The organism is Nostoc sp. CCY 9925 (assembly GCF_963920935.1).
Taxonomy (GTDB): Bacteria; Cyanobacteriota; Cyanobacteriia; order Cyanobacteriales; family Nostocaceae; genus Nostoc.
This window is the reverse complement of the sequence record NZ_CAWUDO010000190.1, coordinates 1-8,025: the sequence shown is the minus strand read 5'-3', so window position 1 is coordinate 8,025 and position 8,025 is coordinate 1. Positions and strand designations below refer to the sequence as shown.

Here is an 8,025-nt window from a genome sequence, read left to right as displayed (position 1 = left end):
AAGGGGATTAGAAGTGTACGGATTTTTTTCAGAAATCAAACCGGATTCCTATATTACCCATTTTATTTATTGCATCAGACAGTTTTAGTAGCAGTAAGTAGAACGGTGTGAAAAATTCAATGTTTGTAGTAAGGACTTTAGTCCTAACAAAAGGGCTAAAGCCCTTACTAAAAGCCAAGTTTAGCTAACATTATATTAGTTAACATAGTTTGATTTATTCTCACCGACTTACTTACTTGGAAATTTTCCCCACGACTTACTTATGTCTCAAGTTTCGATTGTTATTCCGACTTTTAATGAAGCAGCTAGTTTAGAACGTACCCTGCGCCAACTAACTTTATTGAACCCAGCTGTGAAAGAAGTAATAGTAGTAGATGGTGATAGCGAAGATGATACAGTGGCGATCGCTAAGCAAGTTTTGGAATCATTGAATTCACAATTAAATGTGCAAATTTTATTTTGCGATCGGCGTGGACGTGCAATTCAAATGAATTACGGAGCCTCAGTTGCAACCGGAGATATACTTTGCTTTCTCCATGCAGACACTTGGATTCCTGACGATGCTGCTGCTGTGATTCAAAACACCTTAGCAGAACCTACAGTTGCTTGTGGGGGATTCATTTCTTTAATGACAGGTTCTCAAACAACTCGTTGGGGCATATCCTTACACAACTACCTGAAAACTTACTATGCCCCGCTAATATTTAGACCTCATTTATTTTTTAAAGGATTGCGTCTGTTGTTTGGCGACCAAGTTATGTTTTGTCGTCGCCGTGATTTTTGGGATTGTGGTGGATTTGATGAAGCGTTACCAATTATGGAGGATGGAGATTTATGCCTGAGATTAGTGTCATTTGGACGAATTGCTTTGGTTAACCGCATCGTTCAAAGTTCCGATCGCCGAGTGGTACGCTGGGGTAGTTGGAAAGCTACAGCAATTTACTTCTACATTGGAATTTTATGGGGGATTGGTGTTGATGCTAACTATCTTAAGCAGTTTTATCAAGATATTCGCTGATTTAAGCTCCAGTCGTAATCAAGATAAGATATCGGTGTTGCAGCAGTCAATAGTACATCTGTTTTCAAATACAAACAGATGTATTCAGGAATGGAAGGCGCAACTTTTAAGAAATCTTGTCGATACCACTTGAAAATTTTATTGCAGTAGAGAGTTTGACTATGAGAGTCATAACGAACTTTTTGGGGATTATTAATAAAGCGATGAGCATCTTCATCTAACTGCTGAACAACTTGCTCAGGAAAGTAAGCTCCCGAACGTAGTAAAGGACAACCAACTGAAGCACAAACAATTGCAAAATGAATTCGTGGTTCTTGCAGTTCGTCTCTGAGAATTTGGTTCTCTATTTGAGCTAGACTGTAACGCTGACCAAAGATGTCATAAACTCGACGCTGGAAGAACCATAAAAAAGCCAGCCAGTTAGGAACACCAACAATTTTTGGCAGAATTGAGTCGAGTGGATATAGTTCTAAAATCCTGGAAATAGTAAACGCATTGTAGAGGTTAATCCACAATGCTAATTGTTCTAGAGCGTTGGTATTAGATTTAAGAGGCAATCTTTTTTGGCTTTTCAACCAATCACTAAGCACATGAGGTTGCTCTGTTTTCCAAGCAAGATAGTTTACACGACCCTGTGCATCTACATATTGACGTAGTAGTGTATCCCAAAGTTCAAAATCAATCATAAAAGATGGTTTTTGAGCAAAATTAGGGTGTAGGAAAAAAGGGAAGGGGGTAAGAAAAAACTTTTTCTCTTTTCCCCCTTTTACAAAAATAGTTTTGCAAGAGTTCTCTGTATTTCTTGAAAGTTTTAAATTTTGAATTCTGGAGTTGAAGAAACAATCTAGAATCCAAAATTGAATTACTCCCTTACTAAGTTTGAAGATAAGTTTCTAAGCTAGGTACATTAACCCAGTTGCTTGTTTCGTGGGATTTATGGGATAAATCCATCAATAACTGAGAATAAACTCCTTCTCGCAGAGATGGTATTGTTTGCTGCTTTTGGTCAATTCCTTGTACCCATTGGTCTATGACGCGAATAAATGCAGAAATCCGCCCATCGGCGTAATTTTTGGGAAAAATTAATCGATTTGGTATTTCAATTTCTGTGAGGGGTTTACCTGGTTGGGAACCCCAAACACGAAAGCCGTGAATATAATCTTTTTGATTTTCACTACCTACAATTAAAGTACCGCGATCGCCATATACTTCTATCCAATGGGTTCTTGGTGCATGAACAACCGCGCTGATGGTCACTTGGCAAGGTGTACCGTCTGCTAATTCTAGCGTTAATATACAATTGTCATCTGTATTGACTGGTTTTAATTCTTTATTTGTTGGGTCAGTTCGCGCCGGAATTGCAGTACTTAAATGGGCGTTTAATTTACGAACTGGGCCGAATAGCCAGTGAATATAATCGAAAGCATGGGAACCCAAAGACCCCAATGCACCGCCTCCTTTTTCTTTCTCAGAATACCAATTCCAAGGACGAGAAGCATCAGCACGAGAAGAACCTAACCAATCAATTCTAATTAAGCGCAACTCACCCACATAATTTGCTGACAAAAGTTCAGCAAATAATTGCCATCCTGGTACAAAGCGAAATTCAAAATCTACAGTGGCAATGACGCCTTTTTCTTTAGCTAATTGATAAAGTTCTTTGGCTTCATTTGCATTTAAAGCTATAGGTTTTTCTAGTAGTAGATGTTTGCCTGCTTGGAGGACAGTTTTTGCCATTTCATAGTGTAAAAATGGCGGTGTAGAAATGCTGACTGCTTGGACTTCTGGTAATGCCACGATATCTGCAAGTGTGTCGCAGACGTGGGGGATATTATGAGATTCTGCTATGGCTTTGGCTTTATTGATATCTCGGTGATAAACAGCAACTACCTCAGTGCGAGGATGTGCTTGGAATCCAGGAATGTGGACTTTTTGACCAAATCCAGTGCCAGCGATCGCAACCCCAATCATATTATCTTTACTCCCATATTTATACAAATTATCCTCCAGAAATAATTCAGGACTCGGAGCCAGAATTCAGTATGCTGACAGGCAGAGAGTATCCACTCTTGTGATTATTGCACCATGCCAAAAACTGAATAATTATTCTTCATTTCCTATCGCAAAACTCTCATCGTCAAAGGATAACGATAATGTTGTCCATTATAAGCTTTCATAGCAGCAAAGCTCACTAAAAATGATTGCAATAGTAGTATTAATGAAATCAAGCACATCATCACAATTAATAAACTGTCTAACGTTATTTTTACTTCGTTAATTGTACTATTAGTAGTCACTGCCAAACTAAAGCTCGTTAACACAAAAAACAAAGAGATAGCGATGACAATAAATGTATACAAGGTCAAAGAAATTTGAAAGTTTAAAGATTCTTTACCTTGGAAATCAATCCAGGGATATTTTGCTCTTTGGAATCGCCAAATCATCAGTGGCGCTAACAGATTTAGGGGCAAATATAAAGGTATGCCAAGAAACACCAAAAACAAGACTAAGAACCATGCTAATAAAGCTGAGAGATGACACAACATCGCCCATATACGCATTTGTTGTTTAGGTTTTTCTCTCATAGCTTTTTAGGTTGAGGTGGATCTGCTAGACAATTCTCCACTGTACTACCAATAAAATAGCTAAACAATAGACCTCTTGCATAAATAATTTGTTTATGCAAAGACGCAAAGACGCAAAGAATAAGGTAAAAATGAGGACTTTTGCAAGAAATCTAATAGCTCAAAATCTGAGTATTTCTCGGTCATAGTTTTCGGAAATAGGTTCTATTTCCTAGACTATGCCTTCTGCTGGTTCCAAGGCAACCTCTATATAAAGTTGTTTTACCAAAGTTATCGTAATATCTTCGTTATTGGGGAAGGGCTGTAAATCTTCAGTGAGAAGTCAGAGTTTAAAACCGCCAGGGATGACTGCACCAACAGTTAGGTTACGTAACTCAAAGCGCCAAATAGTTGCGTCTGGTTAGGCTTGCGGTATAATCAGCAGTTCGTAAATTTTACCTGCGATCGCCAGCAAATTGCACAAAGGTCGAAAAGATTTCCATGATGGAGGACTTACGCAGAGGTAACGGAAAATTTAACCAGTCAAGCATTACTGTTCCTCACTTGTTTGCTTTGCCTACTTTGCTCAAATTGTAAAACCCCTCAGCTTCCAATACTGGTTTGCTATGGTAACTACGAATTACAAATCAATTTCTTTTTGTGCAGTTTTCTTTACACAATAAGTACTTCCCCTAAAGCTCAATTTATAAGTTACTGGTGGTGTAGTTATTTGGGCTGTTTCAGAGTTAGGATTAACACAAACAAAATAAGTGCTTCCCCTAAAGCTCAATTTATAAGTTACTGGTGGTGTATTTGCTGTATCTAATTTGCCGTTGGAGTCAGCACGATAGGAAACCCCACGGTAGATCAAGTTACAATCTGCTTCAGATTCACAAATTGGCTGTTGTGGTGATTCTATTTTTTCGCCGATCGCCTTGCTTGTGTAATATTCATAGCTTGTACTAATAATTACAGGAATTAATAGTAAAAGTAACATCTGCCAAGGAGCTAAGATTAAACCCAAAAGTAAGCTGATAACTGCAAATACAGCCACCAAATGTGATATTTCACTATTAATTTCTTTTAATACAAAATAGCTAGTGATTAAACAAGCACACGGTATAATTAAAAAGTACGAAGCCATTTTTCTCAAGTTAATAAACCAAAACTTAAGCGTTTGTCACGCAAATTCAAGTTATTTGGAAAATTGTTATCTATCTTACATCAAATCAGCTTTTGTGGTTACCGTGCTTTTTGAGTAAAAGTGTTACTTTCAGGTATCTGTATTAGTTGTGGATTTTTTGAGTCAATGTAATGCAATAAAAAAAGGCGAACAGGGTGCGATCGCCTTTTTAGGTAAGTATCAAATTTTATTCAACTTATACTGATAAGCAATCAGTTAAGTATTTATTGAATTTCTTCAAAATTCTCAATAGTTAGATATATTTCTTCGTCAGCTATTTGACTGTTGTAATCGACATTAATTTGGGTTGGATAGCCGAGTTGAGGACTGTAGTCTACATCCAAGCTGTAGGCTTGACGATTGATAGCATCTTGAATCACATTAAAAAGCTTAGGAATTGTGTTGTAGTTGTCAAAAAAGTCTGGATTAACTGGTTGACCGGTCTCTACAGAAGTGATTGATGTTGTTTGACCATTACGTACTTCAATGATTACTGGCCCTCTAGCATCTGGTATGCAAAAGCAACCGTTACTAAATGTATAGCGATAGTTGGAAATATTTTTTTTATTCCACAAACGGCGATTAAAATTTAACAGTCTTTGTTCCAAGTTCTTCTTGGCTGATGAATGTGCTATGTCTACAGGAGATTGAGACATCACTGGTAAGTTGAGACCTGCAAATACTAACAAACCAACAGTGATAATGATAGACAAGCGCATATCAATCTATTAGGTGGTAAAAACTACTTTCTAGTATATTAGTAAATTTACTTGTTTAAATACACTTTATCTTTTGATTAAAATACCTCGGTGTTTGACCGAGGTTGAGAAATAGTAGTAAGACATCGCTCTGGATTAATTACAAGTCTGAGCCGAAATCGGTATAATAATCTTTAATTGAGTTATTTGGCAAGGTATAAAATTTAAATCTAGAGTAGCACCCTGTTTTTCTACTATAATTTGCTGGCTGACCGCCAAACTTCAACCCGTTCCATTACCGACTGTCTATAGCAATCTTTTTATTTTTTAGTTTTTACTTGTTAATACGGTAAAGTATCTCCCCTGCCTTGGGTACAAGCAAAATACCTTCATGCTCCCGATAAGACCATTCTGTTAATTGAATTGTAGCCGGATCGCGATAGTTCAAGTTATGAGCAGCACAACGTTCTGGAGAAATACCAGTAGCTAAAGTCACACAAATTCGTGCTTTTTCTCCTTCTATAGGATCGAAGGTACCCATACCTTTTAAGTGCGTACTATGTGCTAGAACTCCCGCAGGATATCCTTGGAATTTATCCCATTGTTTAACAAAATAATCCCGCACATGATAACCAATTTCGGCTAAAACTTCGCCGTGTGTATAGCTAAATTCGGTAATATGAGGTGCATAGATAATTACTTCTCCCCCATCCGCCACTACTGGTTCTAGCTTGTACATTCCTTTCGCAGCTGTCCAAATATCATCGTACATTTGGGGCATAACTGAAAGCACTTGTTTAAAAGGCCGATCTACATATTTAATATGCACTTTAGCTGATAATTTTGCAGCAGCTTCCCAAGCCAACTCTGGTTTATCTATATAAATTCCAGCTAATTGATTTGTTTTCGGTGCAACGACCATTGCCAAGCAAAGTTTCGGAGTAGAAATCATGTTAGCGGCTCGATTGATTAAGCGTCTAACTGGCGTGATTCCTAGCGTACCAATAATTTCATAACAGGTAATTAAAGCACCCAACCAATGTGATAAATTAATTACTTCCTGACCACTAATCCCTGGGAAAAAATATTTATTACCCCCAGAAAAACCGACAACTTCGTGCGGGAAGACTGGGCCACAAATAATTATTAAATCATATTCTGTTACCAATTTATTAACGCGCACCTCAACTTCTTGATGCAGCATCCCATTACTAATTTCTGCTATCTCCGCAGCCGAAATAACTCCACAAGAAATAAATGTTTCTGGGAGATTCCAAAGGTGATTAAAGATGTGAACTCCTTTAAAAGTTGTCTCTCGCTCCTCTGTTGTTACCCCAACTAAACGATTGATTTGTTCCTCACTCATGGGATTATGTGTACCCAGAGCAATTAAAAAATCCAAGGCAGCAACCCTGTTGTTTAACTCCTGATGGAGCAATCTAAACATTTGCGGGATGGGAGCGGTGCGGGTTCCATCTGGAATTAATACTAAGATGCGCTGTCCATCAAACCGAGAATCTGCCAAAGCTTGATGAACTAGTTGGCAAACTTCTTCATCTGCAAGTGTGCCATTGTTAGTTACGGCTAATGAATACATTTCTAAACTCCACTGTAGATGCTAAATCCGCCGTCTACCGGCACAACTACCCCATTGACAAAACTAGAACCAGAACTGCATAACCAAATCAAGGTACTGAGTAATTCGTGCGGTTCTCCAAAACGTCCCGCTGGGGTATGGTTAATAATTTTCTGTCCCCGATCGCTTAAACTTCCATCTGCATTTAAAAGTAAATCTCGATTTTGTTCGCCAATAAAAAAACCTGGGGCGATCGCATTGACTCGCAACCCGGCTCCATATTTTTGAGCGAGTTCTACAGCTAACCAACGAGTAAAGTTATCTATCGCCGCTTTCGCCGCTGAGTAACCAACCACCCGACTAATCGCCCGGATAGCAGACATAGAAGAAATATTCACAATACAACCTTGGGGTTGATTTCTTTCCACCATCGCTTGTCCAAAAACCTGGCTGGGTAGTAAAGTACCCACCAAGTTGAGACTAACTACTTGCTCAAATGCTACGTGTGGCATATCAAAAAAACTAGCATCAGCAGTAATTGTGGCAGCCGCAATATTGCCACCAGCAGCGTTTACTAAGATGTCTATCTGACCCCAATGCTTTAAAATAACGTGTTTGGCTATTTCTAATTGGGAGCGATCGCTAACATCTGCCAATACAGCCATAGTTTCCCCACCATTGGCGGTAATATCAGCTACAACTGCATTCGCCCGCGCTTCATTGCGGCCGAGAACCACTACTCGCGCTCCAGCAAGGGCTAAACCCCGCGCCATCGCCCCACCAAGTACGCCAGAACCACCTGTGATTACTGCTACCTGGTCTTTCAAGCTAAAAAGTTTATGCAAAATCAAATCTGATTTGTTCAATAAGTTTGGCATTGATAATTCCTCTGTTTAGTACTTCGTTAAGACACAATCTTGATTTCATCGGCGGTGGGTTAATTTTTGCAGGTCGATGCAACAAAGGTGCAGGTCGATGCAACAAAG

General features: G+C 38.8%; 8 protein-coding genes and 1 pseudogene. 1 reads left to right on the top strand and 8 read right to left on the bottom strand.

Annotated features, from left to right (window positions below; genetic code table 11):
* Positions 1 to 262 precede the first annotated feature (262 nt).
* Complete coding sequence (locus tag ACM0OY_RS38720; protein ID WP_414574016.1) at positions 263 to 1,018, top strand: TIGR04283 family arsenosugar biosynthesis glycosyltransferase; 756 nt, start codon at positions 263 to 265, stop codon at positions 1,016 to 1,018.
* On the opposite strand, the gene ACM0OY_RS38715 is transcribed toward ACM0OY_RS38720, so the two are convergent.
* From ACM0OY_RS38715 to ACM0OY_RS38680, 8 genes and pseudogenes are all read right to left on the bottom strand, one after another.
* Positions 1,003 to 1,704: a DUF547 domain-containing protein gene (locus tag ACM0OY_RS38715; protein WP_414574015.1), complete on the bottom strand. Its 702-nt coding sequence runs from the start codon at positions 1,702 to 1,704 to the stop codon at positions 1,003 to 1,005. The genes ACM0OY_RS38720 and ACM0OY_RS38715 overlap by 16 nt on opposite strands.
* A gap of 187 nt (positions 1,705 to 1,891) precedes the next feature.
* On the bottom strand, positions 1,892 to 2,989 hold the full coding sequence (locus ACM0OY_RS38710; protein ID WP_414574017.1) for a Gfo/Idh/MocA family protein: 1,098 nt from the start codon (positions 2,987 to 2,989) through the stop codon (positions 1,892 to 1,894).
* A gap of 146 nt (positions 2,990 to 3,135) precedes the next feature.
* On the bottom strand, positions 3,136 to 3,603 hold the full coding sequence (locus tag ACM0OY_RS38705; protein WP_414574014.1) for a DUF4870 domain-containing protein: 468 nt from the start codon (positions 3,601 to 3,603) through the stop codon (positions 3,136 to 3,138).
* Between the two features lie 211 nt (positions 3,604 to 3,814).
* A pseudogene (locus ACM0OY_RS38700) lies at positions 3,815 to 4,066 on the bottom strand (DUF1822 family protein); the annotation flags it as partial.
* Positions 4,067 to 4,222: 156 nt separating this feature from the next.
* Positions 4,223 to 4,726 (bottom strand): DUF4278 domain-containing protein, encoded by a 504-nt coding sequence (locus ACM0OY_RS38695; RefSeq protein ID WP_414574013.1) that lies wholly within the window; start codon positions 4,724 to 4,726, stop codon positions 4,223 to 4,225.
* 263 nt (positions 4,727 to 4,989) lie between these two features.
* Entirely contained in the window at positions 4,990 to 5,484 is a 495-nt protein-coding gene (locus tag ACM0OY_RS38690) for a DUF6174 domain-containing protein (RefSeq protein WP_414574012.1), read from the bottom strand.
* Between the two features lie 313 nt (positions 5,485 to 5,797).
* On the bottom strand, positions 5,798 to 7,060 hold the full coding sequence (locus ACM0OY_RS38685) for a lactate racemase domain-containing protein (RefSeq protein WP_414574011.1): 1,263 nt from the start codon (positions 7,058 to 7,060) through the stop codon (positions 5,798 to 5,800).
* Between the two features lie 2 nt (positions 7,061 to 7,062).
* Positions 7,063 to 7,917 carry an SDR family oxidoreductase gene (locus ACM0OY_RS38680; RefSeq protein ID WP_414574010.1) on the bottom strand — a complete coding sequence of 285 codons (855 nt, stop codon included), beginning with the start codon at positions 7,915 to 7,917 and terminating at the stop codon, positions 7,063 to 7,065.
* Positions 7,918 to 8,025 lie beyond the last annotated feature (108 nt).